Origin of the sequence: Chelatococcus asaccharovorans, assembly GCF_003201475.1 — a bacterium.
GTDB lineage: Bacteria > Pseudomonadota > Alphaproteobacteria > Rhizobiales > Beijerinckiaceae > Chelatococcus > Chelatococcus asaccharovorans.
Genome location: NZ_QJJK01000002.1, coordinates 318,288 through 343,884, shown reverse-complemented (window position 1 = coordinate 343,884; position 25,597 = coordinate 318,288). Strand labels below are relative to the sequence as shown.

Here is a 25,597-nt window from a genome sequence, read left to right as displayed (position 1 = left end):
CTTGTCCAGTTCGGTCGCTGCCGACGGGTTTCGCCAGCGACGCGCGCGGCTTCGAAGAGCGGCCAGCGACGCGCAGCATCCATGCGGGCCATGATCGCGATGGTCAGCGGCCGGCGTCATCGGTCAGGCTGATCCGGACCTTGCCGATGCTGCGCTTGTCGAGCGAGACGATCTCGAACCGAAGCCCATCGGCCTCCAGGGCTTCGCCTGCCACCGGCAGATGCCCGAGCTGTGTGAGGATGTAGCCACCGAGGGTCGAGTAGCGATTCTGGTCGTCGACCAGATCGTGACCGATCGCGCCGCTGAGCTGGCGCACGTCGATGAACCCGTCGACCAACCAGGTGCCGTCGTCCTGGCGGTCGAGGGCGGCCGCTTCCTCATCCATGTCGGGAAATTCCCCGGCAATGGCTTCGAGCACATCCGTCGGTGTGGCGATGCCTTCGAAGGAGCCGTATTCGTCGACGATCATCGCCATCTGGACCGGCGAGCGGCGCAACTGCTCCATGACCGTCAGCACATCGGTTGTCTCGTGCACGATGATCGGCTGACGCGAGACGCGGGCCCAATCGATGGCGCTGCCGTCGATCAGGGCATTCAGCAGTTCCTTGGTGATCGCGACGCCGACGAAGTCGTCCACCCTGTCGCGCGCCAGGATGACCCTGCCGTGCGTGAGCTTGCGGACCGCGGCATGGAGTTCGTCCGTGCTCTTGTTGAGATCCAGCCACTCGACCTCGTTGCGCGGCGACATGATCGAGCTGACGGGACGTTCACCCAGGGCGAGCACGCCGCGGATCATCTCCTTTTCCTCGGGCTTGAACACCGCCCCTTGCATTGCCTGCTCGGCGATGACGTCGATGGTTTCTCCCAGCGGCGCCTCGCCCACCTGGCCACCGAGCATGCGCAGCACCGCTTCTGACGTGCGTTCGCGGAGGTCCCCCGTCGTGATCAGCTTTTCCCTGTTGTGGCGGCCGAACTGGTTTGCGGCCTCGATCAGAACCGAGAAGCCGATTGCCGCATAGAGATATCCCTTCGGGATATGCAGTCCGAAGCCCTCGACCACCAGGCTGAAGCCGATCATGAGCAGAAAGCCCAGGCAGAGGATGACGACGGTCGGATGCTTTGAAACGAAGGCCATCAGCGGTTTCGATGCGGCCATCATCACGGCCATCGCCACGCAGACGGCGGTGATCATGACCCAGAGATTGTCGGCCATGCCGACGGCGGTGATGACGCTGTCGAGTGAGAAGACCGCATCGAGCACGACGATCTGCACGATCACCTGCCAGAAGACGGCGTGAACGATTTTCCCCGCCTTGGGCTTGTGCGCTCCCTCCAGCCTCTCGTGGAGCTCCATCGTGCCCTTCGCCAGGAGGAAGACGCCGCCGATGATCAGGATGAGATCGCGGCCCGAGAAGGAGAAGGTGGCCAGGCTGAAAAGCGGTTGCGTCAGCGTCACGATCCAGGTGATCGAGAACAGGAGGCCGACGCGCATGATGAGGGCCAGCGAGAGCCCGATAATGCGGGCCTTGTTGCGCTGGCTGGGGGGAAGCTTGTCGGCCAGGATGGCGATGAAGACAAGGTTGTCGATGCCGAGAACGACTTCCAGGACGACAAGGGTGATGAGGCCGATCCAGATATTCGGATCTGCGAGGAATTCCATCGGTGGGCCTTCTTACAGGGTATCGGACAAGCGCAAAAAGCCCCGGACCAGATATCCGAGGCGCACGTCTTGCCACTTGTAGCTTAGGACATGAGAGTTGTGCTGGCGACGCAAAATCGGCACCAGGCTAGTGGTTCGTTTCCAACATTTGCGTCCCCTTCGCATCCACGCCGTGGGCAAATGTTGGAAACAGAAGAACCACTAGGGCTTTTATGATTCGCGTGGAATTTTCGAATTTGACATTCGATCTTGAGGCCGACATCGAGCGGGGACCGAATGTCAAATTCATTCCACTAAATCGGTATCGACTATCGTCTGTACTGTCACCGTCTTCGGGCATGCTCTCAGATCATCTCTGCGCGCGCAACACTCTCGTGCTTGATGGTTAGCATACTGCTCGGCGAGAGGAAAGAACTGGACCCGGCCGCCGGTCTGGAGTGTTGAGGGGGGCCCGCGTCACGGGTCTCGGATGCCCCGCGGGCGGCTCGATCATGAGGATGGCCGCCAGCGCGCTTTCGCGCGGCTCACCGCATGCTGTCAGCGCAGGCCGAAGCCGAGCGCTTCGAGGATGGCGCGCATTTGATCGCGGCCGGACAGTGACCCGGCACCCGCCACCCGCTGCAGGACGCGTTCGGACCAGGGGATCGGCCCCATGGCTTGCTCCCGTTGGAAAGCCTCCATGGTTTCGTCATAGTCCGCCACCTCATCGCGGGCGGGCACAACGTATCGCTCGCGGTGCAACACCACGTTCTGTCCGAGCCGTGGCTTGACACCGGATTGCCGCGCGGGATCGGGGTAGCCGATGCACAGTCCGAAGACCGCAAAGACCTGTGGCGGCAGCCCGAGTTCGGCGGCCACCTCGGCCGGTCTGTTGCGCATGGCGCCGATATAGACGCCGCCAAGGCCCAGGCTCTCGGCCGCGACCAGGGCATTCTGCGCCGCAAGTGCGGCATCGATGATGGCGACGAACAGCAACTCCAGATAGGCGAGGCCTTCGACCGCCCGGTCCCGCGCGTCGCCGAGGCGCTGCAGGCGGCTGAGGTCCGCGAGCCAGACAAGCAGGAGAGGCGCTTCACGCACGGCATCCTGATCGGCTGCGAGGGTGGCGAGGCGGTCCTTGCGCGCCGGATCCGTGACCGCAATGACGCTCCATGTCTGCAGGTTCGACGAGCTTGACGCCGACTGGGCGGCGGCGACCAACGTCTCGAGCGTACCATCCGGCAGCGCCTTCGGCAGATAGGCCCGTACGGAGCGATGGCTGAGCAACGTGGCGATGACCTCGTTCCACGGGAGCGCCTGGTCCGACCAGGCTCGGCCATAGCGTGCGGCCAGCAGCTGCTCCGGGGTGTCGCTCGCGTCGACGTCGGAACGAAGGACTAAGGGATCGCCGGTCGTGCTCGCAGCCTCGGCGCTCATGATGCGGATCCCGCCGGTCGAGGGTGCCCTATCATCATCGGGAATGGGCTTCTGATGTGATCGCGCATGGAGGATCCACCCGTTCGAACTGAGCCGTCGCAAGAGACCCTCCACCAGTGGGAGGCCTTACCGATCCGGGATAGCCCGAACCGGTCGCGCTGTCGATGCCGATGCCCCGTTGTCCGCGGCGGGTCGCCCGTGGCCGCTCAGCGCTCTTTCGCGATTATGACTGGCGTAGAGATGATCCGGATGTCAAAGATTGGCTGGAAAAGACGGCTGATCAGCCGCGCGCAGCCAGCGGTGCTGACACGGCGCCAACGACGGGATGGACCAATGAGCGAGCATTCACACGATCATGCGCATGCGCATGAGGATGCGCCGGCGGCGGATCGCTGGAAGCACGATGGCGTCCGCGTCATCAAGGGCGACCAGCTTGATGCCAATACGGCCCAGACGCCCGGCATGTTTCGACAGGCCGCGATCAATCACGCCCGTGTCGGCGCGCAAAAGATCTGGGCGGGCACGGTGACGATCCAGCCCGACGCCAAGACCGGCGTGCATCACCACGGGGAACTCGAGAGCATCATCTATGTGCTGCGCGGCAAGGCGCGCATGCGCTGGGGCGAGCGGCTCGAATATGTGGCGGAAGCCGGGCCGGGCGACTTCATCTTTGTGCCGCCCTATGTCCCGCATCAGGAGATCAATGCCGACCCTGCCGAGCCCCTCGAATGCGTGCTGGTGCGTTCGGACAACGAGGCGGTGGTGGTCAATATCACCGACGTCGATCCGGTGGAGCGGCCTGAAGAGGTGTACTGGGTAGACCCCATCCACAAGGCGCCGGGTGCCTGATCAATCGCCGGCGCGGTCGCCGGCCCACGCGGGGTTTAGAGCAGTGCGAATGGCGCGGCGATCCCGTCGCACAGCCGCTCCGTCCTCGCGCGCGACGGCGGAAAAATTCCGCCGTTGACCCTTTACGGAAGGTCGTGTAGTCAATCGAAAATGTAATGTTATTACATATCATATGCGACCGGATAGCACTCGTGAAATTGCATTGCAGTGGCGATGAGCGTGCACTACAAGCAGGCTGTGTTGGTGCCCCGCCTTGGCGGGGTGAAACGGGAATGCGGTGAGCGTGGCAACCCTTGAGGTTCCATCGCGAAGCCGCAGCTGCCCCCGCAACTGTAAGCGGCAGGCAAAGGGCATCGAGCCACTGGTCCGGATGGACTGGGAAGGCGCCCGGCGCAAGCAACCGCGAGCCAGGAGACCGGCCAACACGATAGTGCCAATCCGTCGGTGGGACGGAAAAGGAGGTCCTGTGGCTTATCCATCAGCCATGCCCAAGGCATGGGAAACGTGTGTCGCGCCGTCTGCGCGGTTGGATCGTCATTCGCCGACGAATGACTGATCCATGGCCTCGCTAGATCGTCCGGCGGATTTTTCCCCGTATCAGGCCGTGTCCACACCTGGACACCGCTCCATGACCGGTGGGGCGAGCCTCGACGCTGTCGATCTCGACTTCTCGATCGCCCAGCGCAAGCTGCTCGACGGTGTCGCCCTGGCGCTTAACCCGGGTGAGCGCTTCGGCATCATCGGGCCGAACGGCAGCGGAAAATCCACGCTGCTGCGGTGCCTCTACGCATGGCACAGGCCGGACAACGGCAGCATCCAACTCGATGGCCAGGATCTGTTCGCCATGGATTCGGCCAGGCGCGCCTGCGCGGTGGCCGTGCTGGCCCAGCACGCGGAAGCGGGCCTGGGGCTCACCATCGAGGAGGTGGTGGCGCTCGGGCGCCTTCCCCATCGCCGGCTGCCGCGGAGTGCGCGCGCGGATGACGAAGCCGCGATCGAACAGGCCCTCGTTGCGGTGGATCTCCTGGCCTGGCGCAAACTGCCTTTCGCGCCGCTTTCGGGCGGCGAGAAACAGCGCGTGCTCTTTGCCCGGGCGCTCGCGCAGCAGCCATCCCTGCTCATCCTCGACGAGCCGACCAACCATCTCGATATCCGCCATCAGCTCGCCGTGCTCGATGTGGCGCGCCGATTGGGCATCACCGTCGTCGCCACGCTGCATGATCTCAATATCGCGGCGCGCTGGTGCGATCGCCTCTGCCTTCTCGATCAGGGGCGCATCCGCCGGATCGGCCCCCCGGACCATGTGCTGGAGCCTGCCCTCATCGCTTCGGTCTACGGCGTCGATGTCGAGCGCGACCAGGACCCGCGCACGGGCCATCCGCGACTGAGCTTTCACCTTCCCGGCCCGGCATAAGGGCATTCCACTGGCAACTCTCCAGGCAACTCCCGATGATGGTTTCCATGACATATTCCAGACAGCGGCTGCGGCCGGCGATCACGGGCGCCTTCTTTGGCGTCGCGGCGGCGGTCGGGCTTCTCGATGCGGCAGGGTCCAAGGCGATGGCCTTCCCGGTCGAGGTCCAATCCTGTTTCGATAAGGTGACCTTCGACGCGCCGCCAAAGCGGCCCGTGGTCAATGATTTCAACATGGTCCAGACCGTTCTCGACATGGGGTTGATTGACCGGTTCGTTGGTGTGGCCGGCATCGGCGGCGTCGCCAAGGGCGTCGACGATCCGGAGGGCAGGCTTGCCCGCGTGCCGCAGTTTTCCGAGCGCTATCCGACGACGGAAGCCATTCTCGGCCAGGATGCCGATTTTTACTTTGCCGGCTGGCAATATGGCTTCAGCGAGGCGTCCGGCGTGACGCCGAAGAAGCTGGATGACCTTGGCGTCAAGACTTATGTGCTTTACGAAAGCTGCATCCGCATCGGCCCGCGCCCGCCCATCTCAATGGACACGATGTACGCCGACGCGCTTGCTCTCGGCCGCATCTTCGATGTCACGCCGAAGGCCGAGGCGATGGTCGCGGATTTCCGCAAGCGCGTCGCGGCGGTGACCGAGCGCACGGCGCAGGCCAAGCGGCGTCCCCGCATCATGTATTGCGGCGACTGCAACAGCGATACCCCGCCTCGCTCGATCGGTGCGGAGGGGATGCCGCGCCATCTCTTCAATCTGGCGGGCGGCGAGAATATTTTCGACGACATCAAGGATTCCTATGTACCGGTGAGCTGGGACGCGGTCATCGAGCGTGATCCGGAATGGATCGTCATTTCCAATCCGCGTATTCCGCCCGAGCAAAGCATCGCCTACCTGACGTCGGCACCTGCCTTGCGGAATGTATCTGCGGTCAAGAACCGCAATTTCCTTTTCATGAGCTACCAGGAGCGTTCGCCATCGACGCGTAACGTCCAGGCCCTGGAGCGGCTCGCGCGCGCTGTCCATCCCGAACTCTTCAAGGACTGAGCGCCAATGACCTCCTCCCCGGCGCGGACTGGATCGGCCACCGCGAGGCCGGACCCGCTGATATCGCTCGCCGTCATGCTGGGCATTGCCGTCGTGGTGTCGACCGTGCTCACGGTGGGCATCGGGTCGGTCCATGTGCCGCCGGGCACGGCCTTGGCGATCGTGCGGGAAGCTCTCTCGCCGACCGGGGAGGTCGCGAGCTGGTCGCGCGGACAGCAGCACATCATTCTCGATCTGCGCATCCCCCGCGCGCTCCTCGGCGCCATGGTCGGCGCCGGGCTCGGTATCGTCGGGGCGGTCCTGCAGAGCATCACCCGCAATCCGCTCGCCGATCCTTATCTCTTCGGCGTCTCATCCGGCGCGGCCGTCGGCGCGGTCACGGTCATCCTCTATACCGGGGCCTTTCTCGGCGCGCTGACCCTGCCGCTCGCAGCCTTCGCGGGCGCGCTGGTGTCGATGGCGGCGGTCTTCGTACTGGCGCGCGAGAACGGCGGCTTCGGGACCGAGCGACTGGTTCTCACCGGCGTCGCCGTGCATTTCGTCCTGATGGCGGCGACCAATGTTCTGATCTTCAATGCCAGCGATCGCGGCGCCGAAGGCGCGATCTTCTGGATGATGGGCTCTTTCGGAAACGCGCGCTGGAACATCCTCGCCGGTCCGCTCATCGCGCTCATCCTCGGGACGGCCTGGGTGATGCACCGGGCGCGTGACCTCGATGCGCTCTCGCTCGGCGACGAGGGCGCCCACACGCTCGGCGTCAGCGTGAAGAAGCTCAGGCTCGAAATGTTCGCGGCGACGGCGCTGATGACCGGTGTCTTCGTCGCGGCCTCCGGCGCGGTCGGCTTCATCGGTCTCATCATCCCCCATTGCGCGCGGTGGCTGGTCGGCGCGCGCATGCGGCGCACGGTGCCGATCGCCGGGCTGATGGGCGCGATATTCGCCGTTTGGGTCGACGCGGCATCGCGCTGGCTCATGGCCCCCCGCGAGTTGCCGCTCGGCGTGATGACGGCGGCTATCGGCGGATTGTTCTTCGTGGTGGTGCTGAAGCGCCAGCGCAATCTATGACTATCGAACAGGGGCCACGCGCATGACATGTCCGGCACCACGTATTGCGGCCATCCTCCTTGCCCGATCGGCCGTCGCGGCCGCCCCGCATGCCGAACTGGCGGATCATGTCGCGCGCCTGCGACAGACGCGGGCAGCGGCTGCGGTCGAGGATGTGTCCTATGCTTTCACGGAACAGGGGACGCCCTCTCTGCGCGAGGCCATGAGCCGGCTGCGGGATGCCGGTTATGACGAACTGTGGTTGATCCCGCTGTTTCTGCCTGCCGAGCCCAGCCTGAAAGCCTGGCTTCTGCGCGTCATCCAGCGCTGGGCGGAGGAGGAGCCGGCGGGCTGGCCGCTGATTCGCATCGGACCCTTGCCCGCGGCGCTGCCGGCCTTCGCGGCATGGCTCGAAGAAGGGTTGGAGGCAGCGGCTGTGGCGCCGCCCGTGCCGCCACGGGCCAAGGCGAGCCAAGAGGGATCGGTTGTGCCGGCGCATGCGCGCCGCGTTCTCGTCTGCCAGGGCGGTCCCTGCAACAACGCGGGAAGCGCCGTCCTCTGGGGCCATCTGCGCAACGCGCAGGCGCGGCTCGACCTGCGCAACGTCGCGGGGGGCACCATGAGCGCCAAGACGACCTGCCTCGGCCCGTGCAATCTGGCGCCGGTCATTCAGGTATATCCAGAAGGCAGCTATTACGGCGGCGTTGACGAAGCCATGCTCGATCGCATCATCGCGGAGCATATTCTGGAGGGCGAGCCTGTCGCGGATCTCGTCTACGAGCCCGCGCGGCACAAGCAATATCTGCGTTAAGTTTATTTTATCCCGCTGAAACGGATCGAAAGCTTTCGATCATCGTTACGCCGATGGACGCGCCGGCAATCCTGCCGATGGGATGGATGACCCCTGTGTCATAGCGCTGCAGAGCCGCTATACTTCCGTCATGATGGACACATTTGCTTCTCCCCCACGCCCGGCGCGTATCGTCTGTGTCGGCACCACGACGATGGATTTCATCTTCGGCCTGGACAGCTTCCCTGTCGGTCCATTGAAATTTCGCGCGAAGAGCTTTCATGCCGTTGGCGGCGGCAATGCCGGTACGGCCGCGGTGGCGATCCAGCGGCTCGGCGGCGAGGCGCATCTGATGGCGCGGGTCGGTGACGATCCGATCGGTCGGCAGGCGCTCGACGAACTGAGGTCGCGCGGCATCAACACCGATCTGATGATGGTTCATCCGGGCGCGAAGACGACCCTGGCCTCAATCATGATCGACGGGGCCGGGGAGCGGCAGATCGTCAGCTATACCGATCCGAACCTGCCCACCACGGTCGCGAATGTGGATCTGCCCGCGGGCACCGATGCCCTGCTCGCCGACGCCCGCTGGTCGAATGGCGCGCTCCATATGATGCGCCGCGCGCGCGCCGCGGGCGTTCCAACGGTCCTCGACGGCGACATTCCCGTCATTCCCGATGAGCTTCTCGCGCTGTCCTGCATCGCCGCCTTCTCGCGGCAGGCGCTCGCGGAGAATACCGGGAGCCCGGAGGTGGAAGAGGGCCTGAGGCGACTGGCCCGGCGCACGCCGGGGGTCCCGGTGGTCACGGACGGCGCGAAGGGACTCTACTGGCTCGAGCACGGACAGTTGCGGCACATGCCCGCGTTCAAGGTGGATGTCCGCGACACGCTCGGCGCGGGGGACGTCTTCCATGGCGCGCTCGCCCTGGCGATCGGCCGCGGCGAGGACGTCGCGCAGGCCTTGCGCTTTGGATCCGCCGCAGCCGCCGTCAAGGTGACACGCTTTGGCGGACGCGAAGGCTGCCCGGACGCCGACGAGGTCGAACGCCTGCTGGCCGGGGCAGCCTGAACGCCCGAGGCCGCTTCAGTTTGTGCGGTCTTGCGTCAAGAGTTCCGCATGGGGGAAGAGGGCCGGCGATCCGCCGCAATGGACGAACAGCACCTTGCTGCCCTGGGGGATGGAGCCGCGTTTGACGCAGTCGAGCAGACCGGCGACGGCCTTGCCGGTATAGACCGGGTCGAGGAACATGCCCTCCGCCTGCGCGACCTTGGTGATCGCGGCGTTGCCCTCTAGGCTCGGGATTGCATAGCCCGCGCCTACATAGTCGTTCTCGATACGGATATCGGCAGGATCGAAGCGCCTGTCGAAATCGAGCAGCTCGGCCCCGGCATTGGCCATGACGGCAATGCGCTCGGAAAACGGCACGGCGCTGCCGCTCACGGCAATACCGGCGACCTTGGTGTCGGGCCAGAACAGGGCGCAGCCGATGAGAAGCCCGGCGAGCGTGCCGCCCGAGCCGACCGGGGCGACGATGAGATCGGGCGCGGCCTCTCCGGCGGCGGTATATTGCGCGGCGAGTTCCTTCACGGCTGCGACATAGCCCATTGCGCCCAGCGCACTCGCGCCGCCGAGTGGGATGATATAGGGCTTTTCGCCACGGGCCGTGGCCTGATCCGCGTGATGCTGCATGCGCGGATTGATCTCGGTGAAATAGGCGTCCGGATCGAGGAAATCGATCTCGGCGCCGAGGAGATGGTCGAGCAGCAGATTGCCCTGCAGCACCGCCGGGCTGTTGCCGCGCAGCACGAGGATGGGTTTCATCCCGAATTTCCGTGCGGCCGCGGCGGTCATCCGCGCGTGGTTGGACTGGTGTCCGCCCGTCGTGATCAGGACCTTGACGCCCTGGGCGACGGCGTCGGCCATTAGAAATTCGAGCTTCCGGACCTTGTTGCCACCCCCGCCGAAGCCGGTGAAGTCGTCGCGCTTGACGGAGAGATCGATGCCGAACTCGGCGCTGAGCCGATCGAGCTTTTCGATCGGCGTCGGGAGAAAGCCGAGGGAGAGGCGCGGAATGTCTTCGAGCTTCATGGGATGTCCTTAGGGTCGCGCAGCCTACGGGCCGGCGTCAGAGAAGGATGGAAAGAAAATATATCATATATCGAAACTGTCAAAACTGCGGCGCGGTGGTTTCGCCGTCATCGCCGCGGGCACGTCTCCTGCTGCGCCGAATGGCTCTAGGCTGAATCGACATTCAAAACTGCAAAAAGTTTCCACCGTCATCACCGGGCTTGTCCCGGTGATCCCGATAGGGAAGGCGTTTCGATACATCGAGATGGCAACGGAACTCGGCTGTTGCCGAGTTCCGCGTTGGACAAGTTGAAGTCGAGCAAGCCCGACTTCAATGACAAGCCCGGCCATGACAGCTAAAAGTGCTGAATGTGGATTGATCCTAGAGATAGGGCAGGGTAGCGCCTATGCCCCCAACCTCCGCTTGGTTCAGGACGCGTGCCGCCAGGGCGATGTCGAACAGGTTGAGGCCAAAGCTGGAGAAATAGAGCGAAGCCCCTGCCGGCGGGCGCCAGCCATCCACGACCAGTCGGGCGAGATCGGCGGCGACACGCGCGGGCGGAAACTGGCCGGCGCGATACATCTGGAACAGGCTTTTCGCGCTCTTCTCGGCAAAGTCGCCCCACAGGTCGACGGCGACCACGTCACTGGCGGCGATCGCGGCAAAGGAGACCTCGTGATAGCCGACCTGAACGATCAGCCGGCCGGGCCGCACGGCCTTGTCGTCGAGGATCGGATCCGACGCGGACGTGCAGCTCAGGATGACGTCAGCCTCCGCGGTGGCCTCTGCAATCGCGGCGCAGCGGACGAGCGTGACGCCGGCCCGCGACGGCTTGCCCGCAAGGAGCGCCTCCAGCCTGCTGCCGGTCCGGTTCCACATCCGGATCTCGGATACGGAGGGAAACAGCGCCAGCACCATGGCGAGATGCGCCTCAGCCTGCGCGCCGGCGCCGAGAATGGCGACGCGGGCAGGCGGGCTCGGCAGGAGATGCTCCATGGCGAGAGCGGAGACGGCGGCCGTGCGCATCCGTGTGAGATAGGCACTCTCCACCAGCCCAAGCGGGCGTCCGTCGCTGAGGCGATTGATGAAGGTGGTGTTGGTGATGCTCGGCAGATCGCCCCGGCTTTCCGGTCGATGCACCGCCCATTTTAGGCCCGCCGCATCATAGGAGCCGCCAACGAAGGCCGGCAGGCCATAGGCCTTGGCGCGTGGATCGCTGCCCATGGGCATCACGCTCTCGGCCTCCATGCCGGCCTCGCCCGTGCGCAGCAGGCGGGTCGCCTCGCGCACATCCGCGACGGCCAGCGGCCAGTCGCCCCCGCCGGCCGCGATGACATCGGCGCGCGAGAGATAGCGCAACGTGATCATGGGCTCCTCTCCGGCGCGGGTGCCTTAGCCATCTCGCCCAGCCAGATCGCAATGGAGGTGAGGAAGCGCTCAAGGCCTTCCAGCGTCATGAATTCACCAATGCCATGGGCGTTGCCGCCGCGCCCCGCGCCGCCGATGAGAAACGAATCAGCGTGGCGTGCAAAGGCATAGCCGGGCGCCGCGCCGATCGCCCAGGGCCAGATTTGCGGCGGTGTTGACGTCGCCGCATAGGCCGCCAGCAAGGCCGCGACGCCGGCCGCGTCCCGGGCGAAGCGCGTCCCGGGATAGCTATCCGCGACGGTCAGCATGACGCCGTCGAGGGCGTCCGCGCGTAGGGTTTCGCGGAAGGCGTCGAGATAGCGCGCGGGATCGAGGGGAGGCGGACAGCGCAGGTCGAATGTCGCCCGGGCCGCGGCCGGAATGATGGCGTCGCCGGCGACGGGCTCCGTCGCGAGCGCGTTGATCGTGGCGGACGCGGTCGTCAGAACATGCGTCAGCAGGGCTTCCGCGTCGCCGTCCAGCGCGAAGCGATCGGTCTTGCGGAAGCGCAATTCGGCTTGCAAGTCAAAGCTTGCCGCAAGCGCGGCGACGATCGAGCGCGCCTCCGCGTCGAGCGTGACCCTGTCGAGTTCACCGGTCGGCGACCGTCCAAACAGGGCGAGGGCTTCGATGAGACGGCTCGCGGGATTGGCGATCCAGGGCGCATTGCTCGAGTGGATGGCCGCGCGCGGACCACCCCATGCCCCGCCTTCCACGCGGATCCCGCCCTTGGCGATGCCGGAGAAGCCGAGATAGACGCGCGGCGGGCCGCCGCCGTATTCGCAGAGCGACGGGAACAGCCCGCCGATGCTGGCGCGGACGGGGCAGGCGGGATCGAGCAGATAGGCGCGCAGCGCGCCGCTGCCGCTTTCCTCCTCGCCATCCACCAGGATCTCGACATTGACGGCTAAGGCGCCGCTGTCGGCCATCTGTTTCAGCACGGCCAGCATGCCGGCCAGCGGGCCCTTGTTGTTTTCCGCCCCGCGGGCAATGAAACAGGAGCCGATGTCCGGCAGGTCGACGATGCCACCGGTAAAGGGCGCGACGGACCAGCCGGCGGGATCGGCGGGCATGACGTCGTACATATTGTAGAGGATGACGGTGTGGGGGGCGCCCACATCGAGCCGCGCATGGATGACGGCGGGCCGGCCGTCGCGGCGGCGATCATTGACGATCTCCGCGCCGAGCTCACGATTGAGCCAGTCGCTGATGGCGGCGGCCTGGCGGTCGAGCGCCTGGTCGTCACCCCGCACCGACGGAATCCGGCACCACGCTTCGGTGAGGTCGAGCGCGTCCCGGGCGAGGTCTGAAAGCGCCGAAGTCACAGCCTGATCCTCGGATTGAGCCAGAGATAGGCGAGATCGACGAGGAAGTTGACGACGACGAAGACGAAAGCCGCGAAGAGGACGACGGCCTGGACCACGGGGAAATCGCGATTCTGGATGGATTCCACCGCCAGCCGCCCGATGCCGGGCCAGGCAAAGATGATCTCGGTGACGAGCGCGCCGCCGAGCAGGGACGCGAAATAGATCCCCTGTACGGTGATAACCGGGATCAGCGCATTGCGCAGAGCATGGTGGACCACGAGCGACCAGCCTTGCACGCCCTTCGCGCGGGCGGTGCGAATGTAGTTCTCGCCCAGCACCTCGATGAGACTGGCGCGCACCAGCCGGGTGATGGCGCTAAGATAATAGGCGCCGAGCGCGATCGACGGCAGGATCAACTGCTTGGCCGTGCCGATGCCGCTGCTCGGCAGCCAGCGCAGATTGAGCGCGAAGACGATGATCAGGATGAGCGCCAGCCAGAAGACCGGGATGGCCTGTCCGAGCAGGGAAATCACCCGGATGGCGAAATCGATCGCGCTGTCCTTGCGGACGGCGGCGATGGTGCCCAGGAAAAAGCCGAGCAGCGAACTCCACAGCAGGGCGGTGCAGGCGAGAAGCGCGGTCGCGGGCAGGCGCTCGAGGAGCAGGTCCAGCGCCGGGCGCTGGAAACGCAGCGAATTGCCAAACTCCCCCGAGAGGACGCCACCGAGGAACCGCCCGTATTGGACCCAGATCGGATCATTGAAGCCCATCGCCTGGCGAAAGGCCTCAATCTCGGCGCGCGAGGCGTCGGGCGACATCATCAGGGCTGCGGGATCACCTGTCAGGAAAAGGGCAAAGAACACGATGGCCGACACGCCGAGCATCACGATGATGCCCTGCGCGGCGCGGTTGGCAATGAAGATCAGCGCTTTCACGGTCAAGCGCCTCTGCGGTCGGCGCGGCGGACCAGCCAATCCCCCAGGAGATTGCAGCCGACGACGAGGCAGCCGATGACGAGGCCGGGGTACAGGACGAGCCAGTTGGCAAGGAGGATGAAGGATCGGCCCTCGCCGATCAGATTGCCGAGCGTCGGCGTCGGCGGCTGCACGCCGAGACCGAGAAAGCCGACGGAGGCCTCCAGGATGATCAGCCGCGGCAGGTCAAGCGTCAGCAGGACGATCTGCGAGCCAGCGATGTTCGGCAGCACATGCCGCAGGAGGATGGCGAAGTTGGGTAGTCCGATGGCGCGCGACGCGTCGATATACTCGAGCTCGCGCACTTCCAGCGTCCTCGCACGGGCAACCCGCGCGAAGATGGCCCAGCCTGTGACGCCGAGCACGACGATGAGGTTGAGCATCGAGGGCCCGACCACGGCCACGATCAGCAGGATGAGCAGGATGAAGGGAATGGCGAGCTGGATATCGACGGCGCGCATGATCACGACATCCAGCCAGCCGCCGAAATAGCCTGCGATCATCCCGAGCGTCGTGCCGAGCACCACGGCGATGACCGAAGCGAAGAGGACGATGCCGAGGGAGATCGCGGTGCCGAGGCCGAGCCGCGCGAGGAGATCGCGGCCCAGCTGGTCGGTGCCAAGGGGGTGCAGTTGCCCCCCGACGACACTCATCGGCGGCCGGAACGTCGCCGTCAGCTGGCCGCGGATCGGGTCCAGCGGCCAGAGCAACGGCACCAGAATACTGAGCGCACAGACGGCGACCAGAAGGCTGATGGCAAAGATAGCGTCGGCGTTCCGGCCGGCGTTCCAGAACCGCGTCATAGTCTTCAGCGCTTGCTCATCTCGAAGACCGGGATGCGCGCATCGGGCCGTCCTTCGAAATTAAGGCTCTTTGCTTTGCCATAGAGCGAGTCCTCTTGATACAGCGTAATCAGAGGCACCTGCTCGGCGGAGAGCTCCTGAATAGCGTGGAGGACTTTCTTGCGCGCCTCAGGATCGACAATCTTGCGGCTTTCGTCGAGAAGCTTGTCGAGCGCGGGGATGGACGCGGTCGAATAGGGCTCGCCGGTCCGCAGGATGGCATAGACCGCGGCATCGGCATCAAGCGTCTGCGTCGAACCCCAGCCAAGCATGAAGATCGGCCCCTTGCGTGGCACCTGCTGCACATAGACGGACCAGTCCAGCACCTCCTGGTCGACCTTCACGCCGATGTCGCCGAGCTGCTGCGCGATGGCCTGGGCGACCTCGCCGTCCTTCATGTAGCGCAGGGTCGACTGCATCTTGATGCGGAAGCCATCCGGGAAACCGGCCTCTGCGAGCAGCGCCTTGGCCTTCTTGGGATCATAGGCGGGTGGAGGAATGTCGAGATAGCCGAAGTCGGCCGGGCCGACCTGCGTGCCCTTCGGCGTCGCCATGCCCTTGAGGATGTTGTCGACGATACCCTTGCGGTCGATCGCCATGTTCAGGGCCTGACGGACCTTCACGTTGTCGAGCGGCTTGTCCTTCATGACGAGGCCGAGATAGATGGTCAGGCCGCCGTTCTTGACCTGGACGAGGTCGGCATCGCTGCTGCCCGCAATCATCGGCGCGAGATCGACGGGCACGCCCTCGATCAGATCGACTTCGCCGGTGACAAGCGCCGTGATGCGTGCCGTTCCGTCGGGGATGGCCCGCCACGTCACCTGCTCGATCGCCGGCTTGCCGCGCCAGTAGCCTGGATTGGCCTTCAGCTTGACGTGCTGATCGGGGATGAACTCGACGAATTGGTAGGCCCCGGTACCCACGGGCTTCGTGGCGAAGCCGTCGTTGCCGACCTGCTTCACATAGCCCGGCGGCACGATATAGGCGGGGTAACGGCTCATGCGCGTGGGCAGGAGCGGGTCCGGCTCGGTCGTCCTGATGCGCACTGTGTAGGGGTCGATGACGTCAACGCCTGCGACGGTCCTGATGTAGGACAGGGTCGGCGACTTCGCCGCAGGATCGATGATGCGATCGATCGTGAATTTCACCGCATCCGCGTTGAAATCCTCGCCATTGTGAAACTTGACGCCCTGGCGGAGCTTGAATTCCCAGGTGGTGTCGTCGATTGGCTTCCAGGACTCGGCGAGCCCGGGAACAAGCTGCATCGACTTGTCCCGCATGACCAGCGTGTCGAAGATGTTGTCGACGATCGTCGCCGCTTCGCGGAGGAAGCCGGGGTCCATTGCGGTGGTCGAGACCGGCCGTGCAATCGTGATCTGGCTGCTCTGGGCCAAACTGTCTTGCACCCAGGCGGTGGAGGTCGACAGCAGCACAGCCGCCGCCAAGGCAAACGCTTTCAATTGTCTCATGACGGTGACCTTTTCTCTGGTGGCTGCAGCAAGCTGCGCGACAAAAGGCAGAAAAGTCTGTGAGTGTTGTGACGATATATGATATATCCGAGATGCACAAGGTGTGAGCGGCGAGGGTGCCATGGTAAAAATTCAGGCAGCTATGCAAAGCATGAGGGCATTGTGAGCATTGGTTCCTTCAGCGCGGCGCCGCGCAAGAGCCTTGTCGGCTACGTCGAAGAAGAACTCCGCAATGCTCTGATCGAAGGGCGCCTGGAGCCTGGCACGCGCCTTGTCACCAAGGAACTTGCCGATACGCTGGGGATGAGCATCACCCCTGTCCGGGAGGCGCTCGTGCGCTTTGCCGCGACGGGCATTCTCACGGCCGAGCCCGCCCAATCCTTCCGCGTACCCGCGCTGAATGCTGCACAATATTTGGAGCTTTCGGAAGTCCGAAAGGCGGTCGAGGGACTTGCGGCGGCAAAAGCCGCGATTGTCATCACCGCCGTCGATATCGCGCGGATGGAAGAGCTCCTGGCGCAATATCTGGCCGCAAAATCTGCCGGCGAGCCCCACGCCGCCCTGATGAAGAACAAGGAATTCCGCTTTGCTCTCTACAGTGCGGCCGCGATGCCGACATTGATCAGCGTCATCGAGACGCTGTGGCTGCGCGCAGGCCCCGGTTTCAACTATCTCTATCCGGAGGAACGCCGGCCCCTGACGGTCCATGTCAATTACAACGAGCTCCTCGACGCCCTGCGTCGGCGATCCGCCGGCGATGCACGGGCGGCGATCGAGCGTGCGATCGACGATGGCGCCAAGCGCGTCCTTGCCGCCATCAACGCGCGCGAGAGCTCCAGCGCCGCGTGAGTCCTTTCGTCGAGACGGACTTGCTTTATCTAACAGGCTTTTGAAAAGCTCAGCGCTTCCTTGAGGCGGTGTCATTCCCGGCCGAGGGCCGTAGGGCCCGAGGGGAAGGGAATCCAGGGCAACGCGTCAAGCGCTTGATATGTCTGGATCCCCTTCCCTCGATTGGCTTTGCCAATCTCGCCGGGGATGACACGCGGGCGGCTTGCAAAGCCTTTATTCAACTGCCTGCTGGAACCACGAAACGGATGGCCGCGCCATGCGTGAGCTTGGGATCGGGGTCCTGCTGGGCGATCGGCGTGGCGATGACCGCCTCGAAGAGGCCGCCCGTTCCGTTGTTGACGGATAGATCCTCGAAAACCTCGACCCAACCCGTGCCAAAGGACAGCCGCGTCGCCGGACGGCCATGCGCCTCTGTGCGCGAGAGCGCGATCGCTTCGCCGAGGATGGCCTGCAGGGTCTGGATCACCGTATCGGCTGAAGGGGTCGCTACCCTCACGCCGGCGATGCCGGTCGCTCCGTTGCGGTGATGGGGCGCGGCCGGAATGCGATGCATGCGCCCTGCGCGGTCCTCGACGATGAACGGCAGGGCGTCGTCGCCGCCTGCGCCAATACCCGTCATCAGGAGGTCGAGCGACCAGTTCTCGCCACTGGCGACCGTATTGGAGACCTGCACCGGCCCCCGTATCGGCGCATGCTGCGCCTGGAGCTGAGCTGTTATCTCTTCGATGCCCGCGATGGCGAAGGAATAGTCGGCCCAGCCCTCGCCGCGTTGCAGGAGAGGGCCAAGCCGGTGCTTCTCGGCCGCTGCAGGATCGGCAAAGGCGCTGAGCAGCAGGTAGGAGCCATCCGCAAAACTTATGAAGCGGTTCTCCATGGATCCGGCGACACTGTCGTGACGCTCGCTGATCGTGAAGCCGAGCTTCTCAAAATCTCGCGCGGCCGCGTCGAGATCATGCACGAGGACGATGAGATGGTCGAAGGCAGCGCTCACGGTGGCTCCTCGTGGCAATCACAGGAAAGGCGGCGGACGGCTCAGCCGTTGGCATTGTCCGCCGTGCCGAGGGATTCCCGCGGCAGGTCGCTGCGGCGTCCCCATTCGTTCCAGGAGCCGTCGTAGATCGTCCAATCCGTCTTTCCCATGCGCAGGAGCTGGAAGGCCAGCACGGCGGCGGTGACGCCGGAACCGCATGTCGCGATGATCGGCTGGTCCGGGTCGACGCCGGCCGCGCGGAAGGCCGCTTCCGCTTCCTCGGGAGAGCTGAAGCGGTAATCGCCGTCCTGATGCAGCATGGTCGTCCAGGGCAGATTGACGGCGCCGGGCATGTGTCCCGGCGCAAGGCCTGGATAGCCCGACGGCAGAGCGCCGGAGAAGCGCTCGGGTGTGCGGGCATCGACCACCTGGGCCGTGCCTTCGCTCAGCGCGACGGCCACGTCGACCCAGCCGGCTATATCGGTGACCGGCGGCGTGGCTTCGAAGGTCCTGGCCGCAGCAGGTGCTGGCTCGCCGCTCTCGAGCGGCCGGCCTTCCGCCTTCCAGCGGCGCAAGCCGCCGTCGAGAATGTAGACCTTCTCATGGCCGAAGCGGCGGAACATCCACCACACGCGCGCGGATACATAGCCTGCGTCGTAGATGACCACCGTCGTGGCATTGTCGATGCCGAGCGCACCGGCAACGGCCGCAAACTGGGACAGGCTCGGCATCATGTTGGGGTAGGGCGAGGCCGCATCCGATGCGACATTGAGATCAAAGTGGCGCGCCGTCGGAATATGTTCCGCCCGAAAAGCGTCCAGCCCGCTGCGGCCGGCCTCCGGCACAAACCAGGCGCAATCCAGCGCGACCAGATCATCCGAGCCGAGCTTCGCTTCGAGCCACGACGGCTCAACGAGAAAGCTTTCCACGCCACACACCCTCCGTTCGCGCCAACGAATATATCATATATCGTCTGGAGGAAAGGGCGGTCATGTCTCCAGATTCACAGGTTCGCGGCGCGGAGGGCTGTGGTCAAGCTACGATGTCGTAAAGCGCCCCCCAATCCTGCGTGCGTTCGCCGTTCTCTATGCTCTCCACGATCATTTTCAGGCGTTTGAGATGCGGCACAGGCACGCCCACGTCGTCGGCGATGCGAATGACGGCTCCGACCTGGAATTCCACTTCTGTCTTGCGGCGATGAATCTTCAGATCCCGCCAGACCCCCGTATGCGTGTTGTCATGGCTCCGCCAATAGACGCGCTGGGCGTCCCAGGACGCGGCCCGTGCCGTTTCGTCGGCAGGCTGATCGAGCCGGAATGCCTTGGGGTCGAAGCCGTCGCAGTTCTCGGTCCGGACACCGCTCGCATCCGCCACTCCTACGGCTTCTCCCGCAAGGACCGCCAGGATCGACCGCGCGCGCGGGTCGTCGTAGATGTCAAGGACAGGGGCATCGACAATGGCCGTGCCGAAGTAAACGGATCCCAAGGCTATCTTCGACCAGAGATAACCGAAGATATTGTTCGTAACATCGATGGGCTGCTGTGCGGAGAAGGCCGCTTGCAGCGCCAAGACGCGCGGTGTCTCGCGGCCGTCAAGCTCGCCCAGTTTGAAACTGCCGGGCCCGCCATAGACGATATGGCCGGGTTCCTTGTAGTAGCCGCCGAACGTGAGATAGGCGCCGATCGTGCGTTCCCTGCCGATGATGGCCGCGATCTTGTCTTCCTCAAGCCCGTTCTGCAGTGAAACGACATAGCCGCCGGCCGCAAGGCGATCGGCGAAGGGCGTGAGGGCGGCAATCGTGTCGCGCGACTTCACCGCGAGCAGCACATGCTCCATCGGTCCGTCATAGGCTGACGGCGCGTGTACAGCGGGCCGGACCACCGCGTCGAGATGGCCACTGATCCTGAGGCCGTCGCGCCTGATGGCATCCGCATGGGCCGCGTTGGCCTCGATGAAGACGACGTCGTGACCGGAGCGGATCAGATGCGCGCCGACGATGCTGCCGATCGCCCCGGCACCGATGATGACGAAGGGGGAGGCCATCACCGCATGTTCCTTGAGAGCGGCATGTGCGTGCGGCCGCAGTGCGAGCCGCCGGTGACCTTGAGGATCGACCCGGTCGTCCAAGGCGAGGCCTTGGACGAGGCCAAGAACGTGACGGCCTCGGCGATATCGTCCGGGTGTCCTGTGCGTCCGAGCGGGGTGCCGCGCAGCATGAGCTCGGCATAGGGATGCAGATCCGCGCCGCTGTCCCTCTCCCAGACCTCGTCCATCACAAGGCCGGGCGCCACCGCATTGACGCGGATGCCGTGCGGCCCGAATTCGATCGCCATCACCTCAGTCATCATGCTGACGGCCGCTTTCGAGCCGTTATATCCGGCGCCGCCCGCCCGGGCTGACGTCGCGGCGCCCGACGACAGGTTGACGATCGAGCCCTTGACGCCCCTGTCGATCCACCGCTGCGCAAACGTCTGCACCGGGAGCATTGTCCCCCGCACATTGATCGCAAAGATCCGGTCCCAGTCGTCGACCTCGACCTCGAGAACCGGGATGTTCGGGAAGATCCCATGCGCATTGATGAGAATGTCGGGCAGGCCGAGCGCAGCCTCCGCTTCATCGACCATGCGCAGGACGTCGTCCTTGCGGGAGACGTCGCCCGCGACCGCGGCCGTGCGGCCGGATGAGGCGAGATCCGCCGCGACCGCCTTCGCCGCGGCGAGGTTCAGGTCCGCGATGACAACCGCGGCACCTTCCCGCTGGCAGGAGCGGGCTATGGCCCGGCCGAGGCGACCGCCGCCGCCGGTGATGAACGCCGTCTGACCGTCCAGAAGCATGGCAATGTCGTCCTATCGCGCAGTGGCGCCGAGAGTGTGAAGGCAGGCTTCGATGGCCCGGATAGCCTCCGCCAGGGCCGTCGCGGTGCGATTGTGGGCTCGCATCATGCCGACATGCAGGAATTTGGCGGCGTCGCTGTCGGGATCGAGCGTCGCGAATTGCCGGATGGGCTGCAACCCGGGATAGGCCCCAACCGCGAGAGCCGGATCCTGGGTGAAGCGATCCTTCTCCGTGTAGTCCACCGGCACCAGCGCGCGGGCGACCGCCTTCAGCGTCGCGTTGATGGTCTCGGCGCTTCCTTCATCGGCCGTCTGCGAAAGGGCGTTGAGCTGGCTCGCCAGCGCCTCCAGCCGGGCCGCGCGCGCCATGAGCAGGCTAAGGTCGAAGCGAGAGCCTGCCGCATCCTGCAACTCCTTGAGAGTCGCGGCGAGATAGCGGGCATGTTCCGCATAGTCGAGCGGCAGAATTCTGTCCGTGAGCAGCCGCCACACGGCGTGCATATAGATCTTGGTGTCGCGGACGAGGATCGCTTCATCGATCTTGTCCAGGGTGTCCGCCGGATTGTGCCACCACCATCCCGTGCCGTGGCCGACGCGGTTGCCGCCGCCGAACACCGAGGCGGAGGCATTCGTCTCCGCATCCGGGGAAGCCGGCTGCTCGCTCATGTTCTGGAAGATGCCGGGAACACCGATGCCCCAGAAGGACTGATCGCCCGCGCGGCTCTGGCGCCTGTTGTTGAACGTCTGGCCGCTGTAGGCCATGACAGCTTCGGCCGCGAGGGGTCGCAGTTCAGCGGCGCAACTTGTGTCCCCGACGACAGTATTGCCGAGGCCGCCGGTCGAGTCGACATTGACGTGAACCAGGGCGCGGGCGTCGATGTCTTCCCAATTCTTGTCGGAATACCAGGACGAACTGGAATAGCGCCCCTGGGAGTGGCCGGACCAGAAGACGACACGCAGGCCCCGCCGCCAGGCGGACCGATGAAGCGCCGCGATCCGGGACACTTCCATCATCGTGGCATTGGCGCCGCCATTGTCCATGACGCCGTAATACCAGGTGTCGTGATGGCCCGTATAGAAGATGTAAGGTTGTTCCTGTGGCTCCGGCCCGGTCATCAGATCGGCGACCAGTATCGGCGTTTTACGCCATCCCGTATCGACCTCGGCGTGGACGGTGACCTGCAGCGACGGGTCTTCCTGTCGCCGGCGGCGTAACGCCTGCCCTTCGTCGAATGGGATTTGCACAATGACCGTCTTCGGCAGGCGATCGACCGTCTCATGCGTGGGGCTGCCCCAGACCGGGGATACGCACATCTCGTGAAGGTGTTCGTGCGGACTGACATGGATCTGGCCGGCAGCGCCGGCCTGCGAGGCGCGTAGCGCGGCGGCGGGATTGGCGATGCCGTCGATCAGTACAAGCTTGCCGGTGACATCCTGGCGCGCGAAATCGGCGGCGGTTCCCGACCCGAGATCGACCACCTCGGCCGTGAGGCCGGCGGCGGGTGACGGTCGCGAGAAGGAATGCGTGATGGCGCGCAACGCGCGCCCGTCGAGAATGACCTCGCCCCTGACGGGAATGCTGATATAGGCGTCATGGAGGATGATCTCTGTGGTGAAGCCGTAAGACTTCATTTCACCTTCGCAGTAGCGCAGGCTTTCAAGTTCGGTCGGCGTCCCCGCGACCTTTGTATAGCGATCGAAGAGACGCATATGGCGCATCATCAACGGGCCGTCGACGGCCTCGGTGACGGCTTTCAGTGAAGGGGCGCTCATGCCGTCGTTTCCTTTGCCGTGGTTTCCGTTCGAGAGCCGCCCACATCGAGCGGTAGCTTCTGGTCGCGCAGAACAAGGCTGAGCCCGCCGATGATGGCGACGGCAAAGAGAATGAGAACCGTCGACAGGGCCGCGATGGTCGGATCCTGCCATTTCTGCAGGTAAAGAAACATTTCGACGGGCAGCGTATTATCGCCGGGCCTGACGAGAAAGAGCGTGGTCTCGACCTGGTCGAAGGAGGTTACGAAGGCGAAGACCCCGGCAACCACGACGGAAACCGAAATCTCCGGCAGTATCACCCGGAAGAAGGTCTCCAACGGACCGGCGCCGAGATCCATCGCGGCCTCCTGCAACGTCCAGTCGAAGCTGAACAGAGCCGCGGCGATCAGGGAGATCACGAAGGGCAGCACGACGAGCATGTGGGTGAAGAGAAGGCTCGAATAACCGCCCAGGGTGCCAATGCGCACGAAGAACATGAACAGCGCCACGCCGAGGACGATCTTCGGCATGACGATGGGTGACAGCATGAAAGCCTTCACCAGGTTCGGCATGGGCAGGCGATAGCGCACAAGAGCGTAGCCCGCCATGGTTCCGATGATCAACGCGCCGAGGGTGGCCAGTGTGGCCAGAACGAGACTGCGCCAGGCACCCGCATAGAACGCCGCCTGGCCGGCGAGGTTCTGGTACCAGCGCAGGGAGAAGCCTTCCGGCGGGAAGACGTTATAAGCGACCGACGAGAAGGAGTTCACGACCACGACGAAGAGTGGCGCGATGATGAACAGAACACCGAGCAGCGTAAATGCCCAGAGAAAAAGGTAGCGTATTCGAATGCCGGATGCTGCAGCCTGCATCTCACGCCTCGCTGTATTTGAGAAGACGGTTGCAGAGCGCGACCACGATGATCGCGATCACCAGAAGGACGAGCCCGCCGACGGCTGCAACCGGCCAGTTGATCTCCGCTGTGGCATTATAGACTTGTAGTGGCAGAACCAGCACGCGGCCGCCACCCAGCATGGCCGGCGTGACGAAGGCACCGAGGGCGAGGGTAAAGGCGATCTGCACGGCTGCGACGACGCCCGGCAGGGTCAAGGGCAGGGTGATGCTGCGGAACGTGCGCAGCCAGCCGGCGCCGAGATCCATCGCCGCTTCGCGCAAGGCAGGGTCGATCCGGCTCATCGAGGAATAGATGGGGAAGACGACAAAGGGCAGGAACACATGGGCCAGGCTGAGGACGACCCCGACCAGGTTGAAGACGAGGGTCACCGGCTCGGCCGCGAGGCCTGACGTTTTCAGGATCCAGTTCACGGGTCCCTGATCCGCCAGCAGCACGATCCAGCCGTAGGAGCGCACGACGACGCTGACGATGATTGGCGAGAAGATGATCAAGGACAGCCATCGTTTCATCCAGGGGCGCTCGAGGCGCCACAGGGCGAAGGCCAGCGGGTAGCCGATGGCGAGTGCCAGCAGCGTTGTCAGCGTGGCCATCCACAATGTATCGAGGACGATGGTCTGGTAGTAGGCATCGAACAGGAAGCGGCGATAGGTGGTGAGCGAGAATTCGTCGAGGAGCTTTCCGCGCCGGAATGTATAGAACGAATACTCGAAGAAGGTGAGCATCGGCAGAACGAAGGCGTAGAGCATCAACGCCAGGCTCGGCGCCAGCATGAGCCAAGGCATGGCACGTCGGCGCCATTCGCCGCGAGCTTTCGGTGCGGCGAGGCCGCGCGCCGCGAGATCGACCGTGGCTGCCTCAGACATCGCCGAACAGCCGCGTCACGCCCGGCTCCCAACCGATGTCGACGAGGCTGCCCTGCATGAGCGGGCTGGACAGGCCGTCATGTCCGGTCTCGACGGTGATCTCTGTGCCGGCCGGCTCGATCGCCATGACATAGTGCACTGTCGAGCCGGCAAAGATCGCGTCGCGCACGCGGGCCTGCGTGCGGATCGGCATGGCGCGGGCGGCGTCGCCGACGCGGATGCGCTCGTAGCGGATGACGATCCAGCCTTTGTCGCCGGTCGGCTCCTGCGCGATCTGTGTCGGAAAGGTAAAGCCCCCCATCGACACGGTTGCCATTCCAGCACTCCGGCCGGCGCCTTCTGCGGCGAGTTGGACGGGGAGCAGATTGGCATTGCCGATGAAACCCGCCACGAAGCGCGTGGCGGGATGGTCATAGATCTCCTGTGGTGAGCCAAGCTGGTCGATGCGACCGTTGTTCATCACGGCGATCTGGTCGGACATCGTCAGCGCTTCGCCCTGATCATGGGTGACATAGATGAATGTGGTGCCGACCTCGCGCTGAATACGTTTCAACTCCAGTTGCATCTGCATGCGCAGCTTGAGATCGAGCGCGCCGAGCGGCTCGTCGAGCAGAAGGACTTTCGGGCGCTTCACCAGGGCGCGTGCCAGCGCAACGCGCTGCATCTGGCCGCCGGAGAGTTGCCGGGGCTTGCGTGATGCAAATTGTGTGAGCCCGACGAGTTCCAGCGCCTCGCCGACGCGACGACGGATGATGTCGCGCGGCTGCCGCTCGACGCTCAGCCCGAAGGCGATGTTGTCGAAGACGGTCATATGCGGGAAGAGCGCCCAGCGCTGGAAGACCATGTTCGTCGGGCGCCGATAGGCGGCAATGCCGGCCATGTTCTCACCCGCAATCAGGATGTCGCCGCGATCGGGAAATTCGAATCCGCTCGTCATGCGCAACGTGGTGGACTTGCCGCAACCGGAGGGGCCGAGAAGCGAGAAAAAGCTCCCGGCCGGTACGGAGAAAGAAATGTTGTCGACTGCGGCATGGGTCCCGAAGAATTTCGAGACATTGCGGAATTCAACGTCGGAGGTCACGTGGCATTCCTTGTCGCCGTGGGTGCGGGCGGCGTCTGCCGC

Annotated in this window: 23 protein-coding genes and 1 riboswitch; of the genes, 7 read left to right on the top strand and 16 right to left on the bottom strand. The window is 64.7% G+C overall.

Annotated features, from left to right (window positions below):
- Positions 1–103: 103 nt before the first annotated feature.
- A complete protein-coding gene (locus C7450_RS06155; RefSeq protein ID WP_110373524.1) occupies positions 104–1,660 on the bottom strand; it encodes a TerC family protein in 1,557 nt (518 codons plus the stop codon).
- Positions 1,661–2,197: 537 nt separating this feature from the next.
- Positions 2,198–3,076: an NADPH-dependent oxidoreductase gene (locus C7450_RS06150; RefSeq protein WP_110373523.1), complete on the bottom strand. Its 879-nt coding sequence runs from the start codon at positions 3,074–3,076 to the stop codon at positions 2,198–2,200.
- Positions 3,077–3,409: 333 nt separating this feature from the next.
- On the opposite strand from C7450_RS06150, the gene C7450_RS06145 reads away from it, so the two are divergent.
- The 6 genes from C7450_RS06145 to C7450_RS06120 all read left to right on the top strand — a co-directional run bounded on the left by C7450_RS06145 (position 3,410) and on the right by C7450_RS06120 (position 9,291).
- Positions 3,410–3,925, top strand: coding sequence for a cupin domain-containing protein (locus C7450_RS06145; RefSeq protein ID WP_110373522.1), 516 nt, complete (start codon positions 3,410–3,412; stop codon positions 3,923–3,925).
- 224 nt (positions 3,926–4,149) lie between these two features.
- A riboswitch (cobalamin riboswitch) is annotated at positions 4,150–4,363 on the top strand.
- A gap of 121 nt (positions 4,364–4,484) precedes the next feature.
- Positions 4,485–5,339 carry an ABC transporter ATP-binding protein gene (locus C7450_RS06140; protein WP_210206379.1) on the top strand — a complete coding sequence of 285 codons (855 nt, stop codon included), beginning with the start codon at positions 4,485–4,487 and terminating at the stop codon, positions 5,337–5,339.
- Between the two features lie 47 nt (positions 5,340–5,386).
- Positions 5,387–6,388: an ABC transporter substrate-binding protein gene (locus C7450_RS06135; RefSeq protein WP_170147093.1), complete on the top strand. Its 1,002-nt coding sequence runs from the start codon at positions 5,387–5,389 to the stop codon at positions 6,386–6,388.
- 6 nt (positions 6,389–6,394) lie between these two features.
- On the top strand, positions 6,395–7,453 hold the full coding sequence (locus tag C7450_RS06130; protein ID WP_210206378.1) for a FecCD family ABC transporter permease: 1,059 nt from the start codon (positions 6,395–6,397) through the stop codon (positions 7,451–7,453).
- Between the two features lie 22 nt (positions 7,454–7,475).
- Positions 7,476–8,243, top strand: coding sequence for a (2Fe-2S) ferredoxin domain-containing protein (locus C7450_RS06125; RefSeq protein WP_110373519.1), 768 nt, complete (start codon positions 7,476–7,478; stop codon positions 8,241–8,243).
- A 130-nt stretch (positions 8,244–8,373) separates the two neighbouring features.
- Entirely contained in the window at positions 8,374–9,291 is a 918-nt protein-coding gene (locus tag C7450_RS06120) for a PfkB family carbohydrate kinase (RefSeq protein WP_170147092.1), read from the top strand.
- 15 nt (positions 9,292–9,306) lie between these two features.
- Here the strand turns inward: C7450_RS06120 and C7450_RS06115 are convergent, their stop codons facing one another.
- From C7450_RS06115 to C7450_RS06090, 6 genes are all read right to left on the bottom strand, one after another.
- A complete protein-coding gene (locus C7450_RS06115; protein ID WP_110373517.1) occupies positions 9,307–10,311 on the bottom strand; it encodes a 1-aminocyclopropane-1-carboxylate deaminase/D-cysteine desulfhydrase in 1,005 nt (334 codons plus the stop codon).
- Between the two features lie 361 nt (positions 10,312–10,672).
- Entirely contained in the window at positions 10,673–11,659 is a 987-nt protein-coding gene (locus tag C7450_RS06110; protein WP_110373516.1) for an ornithine cyclodeaminase family protein, read from the bottom strand.
- Positions 11,656–13,023, bottom strand: a complete 1,368-nt coding sequence (locus C7450_RS06105; RefSeq protein WP_110373515.1) for a M20/M25/M40 family metallo-hydrolase — start codon at positions 13,021–13,023, stop codon at positions 11,656–11,658. The genes C7450_RS06110 and C7450_RS06105 overlap by 4 nt, the downstream gene beginning before the upstream one ends.
- On the bottom strand, positions 13,020–13,940 hold the full coding sequence (locus C7450_RS06100) for an ABC transporter permease (protein WP_245449498.1): 921 nt from the start codon (positions 13,938–13,940) through the stop codon (positions 13,020–13,022). Before C7450_RS06100 ends, C7450_RS06105 begins: the two co-directional genes overlap by 4 nt.
- 2 nt (positions 13,941–13,942) lie before the next feature.
- Entirely contained in the window at positions 13,943–14,782 is an 840-nt protein-coding gene (locus C7450_RS06095) for an ABC transporter permease (protein ID WP_110373514.1), read from the bottom strand.
- A 5-nt stretch (positions 14,783–14,787) separates the two neighbouring features.
- On the bottom strand, positions 14,788–16,290 hold the full coding sequence (locus C7450_RS06090; RefSeq protein WP_110373513.1) for an ABC transporter substrate-binding protein: 1,503 nt from the start codon (positions 16,288–16,290) through the stop codon (positions 14,788–14,790).
- A 162-nt stretch (positions 16,291–16,452) separates the two neighbouring features.
- On the opposite strand from C7450_RS06090, the gene C7450_RS06085 reads away from it, so the two are divergent.
- Complete coding sequence (locus tag C7450_RS06085; RefSeq protein WP_210206377.1) at positions 16,453–17,139, top strand: GntR family transcriptional regulator; 687 nt, start codon at positions 16,453–16,455, stop codon at positions 17,137–17,139.
- Between the two features lie 217 nt (positions 17,140–17,356).
- On the opposite strand, the gene C7450_RS06080 is transcribed toward C7450_RS06085, so the two are convergent.
- From C7450_RS06080 to C7450_RS06045, 8 genes are all read right to left on the bottom strand, one after another.
- Positions 17,357–18,130 (bottom strand): VOC family protein, encoded by a 774-nt coding sequence (locus tag C7450_RS06080; RefSeq protein WP_170147091.1) that lies wholly within the window; start codon positions 18,128–18,130, stop codon positions 17,357–17,359.
- A gap of 41 nt (positions 18,131–18,171) precedes the next feature.
- On the bottom strand, positions 18,172–19,038 hold the full coding sequence (locus tag C7450_RS06075; protein ID WP_110373510.1) for a sulfurtransferase: 867 nt from the start codon (positions 19,036–19,038) through the stop codon (positions 18,172–18,174).
- A gap of 103 nt (positions 19,039–19,141) precedes the next feature.
- Positions 19,142–20,152 (bottom strand): ketopantoate reductase family protein, encoded by a 1,011-nt coding sequence (locus C7450_RS06070; protein WP_110373509.1) that lies wholly within the window; start codon positions 20,150–20,152, stop codon positions 19,142–19,144.
- Positions 20,152–20,943: an SDR family NAD(P)-dependent oxidoreductase gene (locus tag C7450_RS06065; protein ID WP_110373508.1), complete on the bottom strand. Its 792-nt coding sequence runs from the start codon at positions 20,941–20,943 to the stop codon at positions 20,152–20,154. Before C7450_RS06065 ends, C7450_RS06070 begins: the two co-directional genes overlap by 1 nt.
- A 12-nt stretch (positions 20,944–20,955) precedes the next feature.
- Entirely contained in the window at positions 20,956–22,716 is a 1,761-nt protein-coding gene (locus tag C7450_RS06060) for a M28 family peptidase (RefSeq protein ID WP_110373507.1), read from the bottom strand.
- A complete protein-coding gene (locus C7450_RS06055) occupies positions 22,713–23,567 on the bottom strand; it encodes an ABC transporter permease (RefSeq protein WP_110373506.1) in 855 nt (284 codons plus the stop codon). Before C7450_RS06055 ends, C7450_RS06060 begins: the two co-directional genes overlap by 4 nt.
- 1 nt (position 23,568) lies before the next feature.
- Positions 23,569–24,474: an ABC transporter permease gene (locus tag C7450_RS06050; protein WP_110373505.1), complete on the bottom strand. Its 906-nt coding sequence runs from the start codon at positions 24,472–24,474 to the stop codon at positions 23,569–23,571.
- Positions 24,467–25,555 carry an ABC transporter ATP-binding protein gene (locus tag C7450_RS06045; RefSeq protein ID WP_245449497.1) on the bottom strand — a complete coding sequence of 363 codons (1,089 nt, stop codon included), beginning with the start codon at positions 25,553–25,555 and terminating at the stop codon, positions 24,467–24,469. Before C7450_RS06045 ends, C7450_RS06050 begins: the two co-directional genes overlap by 8 nt.
- Between the last annotated feature and the right edge of the window lie 42 nt (positions 25,556–25,597).

Coding starts and splice junctions, on each gene's coding strand:
- C7450_RS06140 (WP_210206379.1), top strand. CDS start 4,485: ATGGCCTCGCTAGATCGTCCGGCGGATTTTTCCCCGTATCAGGCCGTG.
- C7450_RS06125 (WP_110373519.1), top strand. CDS start 7,476: ATGACATGTCCGGCACCACGTATTGCGGCCATCCTCCTTGCCCGATCG.
- C7450_RS06130 (WP_210206378.1), top strand. CDS start 6,395: ATGACCTCCTCCCCGGCGCGGACTGGATCGGCCACCGCGAGGCCGGAC.
- C7450_RS06155 (WP_110373524.1), bottom strand. CDS start 1,660: ATGGAATTCCTCGCAGATCCGAATATCTGGATCGGCCTCATCACCCTT.
- C7450_RS06150 (WP_110373523.1), bottom strand. CDS start 3,076: ATGAGCGCCGAGGCTGCGAGCACGACCGGCGATCCCTTAGTCCTTCGT.
- C7450_RS06110 (WP_110373516.1), bottom strand. CDS start 11,659: ATGATCACGTTGCGCTATCTCTCGCGCGCCGATGTCATCGCGGCCGGC.
- C7450_RS06065 (WP_110373508.1), bottom strand. CDS start 20,943: ATGCTTCTGGACGGTCAGACGGCGTTCATCACCGGCGGCGGCGGTCGC.
- C7450_RS06070 (WP_110373509.1), bottom strand. CDS start 20,152: ATGGCCTCCCCCTTCGTCATCATCGGTGCCGGGGCGATCGGCAGCATC.
- C7450_RS06115 (WP_110373517.1), bottom strand. CDS start 10,311: ATGAAGCTCGAAGACATTCCGCGCCTCTCCCTCGGCTTTCTCCCGACG.
- C7450_RS06120 (WP_170147092.1), top strand. CDS start 8,374: ATGATGGACACATTTGCTTCTCCCCCACGCCCGGCGCGTATCGTCTGT.
- C7450_RS06095 (WP_110373514.1), bottom strand. CDS start 14,782: ATGACGCGGTTCTGGAACGCCGGCCGGAACGCCGACGCTATCTTTGCC.
- C7450_RS06145 (WP_110373522.1), top strand. CDS start 3,410: ATGAGCGAGCATTCACACGATCATGCGCATGCGCATGAGGATGCGCCG.
- C7450_RS06135 (WP_170147093.1), top strand. CDS start 5,387: ATGACATATTCCAGACAGCGGCTGCGGCCGGCGATCACGGGCGCCTTC.
- C7450_RS06055 (WP_110373506.1), bottom strand. CDS start 23,567: ATGCAGGCTGCAGCATCCGGCATTCGAATACGCTACCTTTTTCTCTGG.
- C7450_RS06050 (WP_110373505.1), bottom strand. CDS start 24,474: ATGTCTGAGGCAGCCACGGTCGATCTCGCGGCGCGCGGCCTCGCCGCA.
- C7450_RS06090 (WP_110373513.1), bottom strand. CDS start 16,290: ATGAGACAATTGAAAGCGTTTGCCTTGGCGGCGGCTGTGCTGCTGTCG.
- C7450_RS06060 (WP_110373507.1), bottom strand. CDS start 22,716: ATGAGCGCCCCTTCACTGAAAGCCGTCACCGAGGCCGTCGACGGCCCG.